This is a genomic window from Porphyromonas bobii (genome assembly GCF_943169685.1).
Taxonomy (GTDB): Bacteria; Bacteroidota; Bacteroidia; order Bacteroidales; family Porphyromonadaceae; genus Porphyromonas; species Porphyromonas pasteri.
The window spans coordinates 1-1,708 of sequence record NZ_CALPBU010000015.1 but is presented as its reverse complement, the minus strand read 5'-3'; the positions used below and the strand labels follow the sequence as shown (position 1 = coordinate 1,708).

Sequence of the window (1,708 nt, the reverse complement as noted above, 5' to 3'; positions counted from 1 at the left end):
CACCTAACTCATCTCTTACGTACATACTACACTAACTATACTAAAGCCCATTTTCAGAACTCCAGAAAGGAGGTGTTCCAGCCGCACCTTCCGGTACGGCTACCTTGTTACGACTTAGCCCCAGTCACCTGTATTACCCTAGGCCGACCCTTGCGGTTACGGACTTTAGGTACTCCAGACTCCCATGGCTTGACGGGCGGTGTGTACAAGGCCCGGGAACGTATTCACCGCGCCATGGCTGATGCGCGATTACTAGCGAATCCAGCTTCACGGAGTCGAGTTGCAGACTCCGATCCGAACTGTGATAAGGTTTAGAGATTCGCATCCTGTCGCCAGGTAGCTGCCCTTTGTCCTTACCATTGTAACACGTGTGTCGCCCCGGATGTAAGGGCCGTGCTGATTTGACGTCATCCCCACCTTCCTCACGCCTTACGACGGCAGTCTCTACGGAGTTCCCAGCATTACCTGATGGCAACCGTAGACAGGGGTTGCGCTCGTTATGGCACTTAAGCCGACACCTCACGGCACGAGCTGACGACAACCATGCAGCACCTACATAGATGTCCCGAAGGAAAACTCCCTTTCAGGAGCGGTCATCTACATTTCAATCCCGGGTAAGGTTCCTCGCGTATCATCGAATTAAACCACATGTTCCTCCGCTTGTGCGGGCCCCCGTCAATTCCTTTGAGTTTCACCGTTGCCGGCGTACTCCCCAGGTGGATAACTTAACGCTTTCGCTTAGGAGCATACTGTATATCGCATACGCCCAGTTATCATCGTTTACTGCGTGGACTACCAGGGTATCTAATCCTGTTTGATACCCACGCTTTCGTGCTTCAGCGTCAGTTGTACCTTAGTAAGCTGCCTTCGCAATCGGAGTTCTGCGTGATATCTATGCATTCCACCGCTACACCACGCATTCCGCCTACCTCATCTACACTCAAGCCCGCCAGTATCAATGGCAATTTAGGAGTTAAGCTCCTAGATTTCACCGCTGACTTAACAGGCCGCCTACGCACCCTTTAAACCCAATAAATCCGGATAACGCTCGCATCCTCCGTATTACCGCGGCTGCTGGCACGGAGTTAGCCGATGCTTATTCATACGGTACATGCAGGGAGCCACACGTGACTCTTGTTATTCCCGTATAAAAGAAGTTTACAATCCATAAGACAGTCATCCTTCACGCGACTTGGCTGGTTCAGGCTCTCGCCCATTGACCAATATTCCTCACTGCTGCCTCCCGTAGGAGTCTGGTCCGTGTCTCAGTACCAGTGTGGGGGTTCAACCTCTCAGTTCCCCTACCCATCGTCGCCTTGGTGAGCCGTTACCTCACCAACTAGCTAATGGGACGCATGCCTATCTCACAGCGAATTTCATTTCCTCTACATTGGATGCCCAACATAGAGTGTACGCGGTATTAGTCCGTCTTTCGACGGGTTATCCCCCTCTGTGAGGCAAGTTGCATACGCGTTACGCACCCGTGCGCCGGTCGCCATCAGTCTTAGCAAGCTAAGACCATGCTGCCCCTCGACTTGCATGTGTTAAGCCTATCGCTAGCGTTCATCCTGAGCCAGGATCAAACTCTTCATTGTCAATATTTTTATTGTACTTTGTTCTGTTTGTCTTGCTCTAAAAATGATTCTTGCTTCAGATTTATTAGTGTATCTCTACCTAAGTAAAGGTCGTAATTGACGGTTAGGTCTTC

The 1,708-nt window shown here is 50.9% G+C and carries 1 rRNA gene; it reads right to left on the bottom strand.

What is annotated here, in order from left to right:
- Positions 1 to 65: 65 nt before the first annotated feature.
- Positions 66 to 1,595 (bottom strand): 16S ribosomal RNA (locus KO088_RS08850).
- Positions 1,596 to 1,708: the final 113 nt, after the last annotated feature.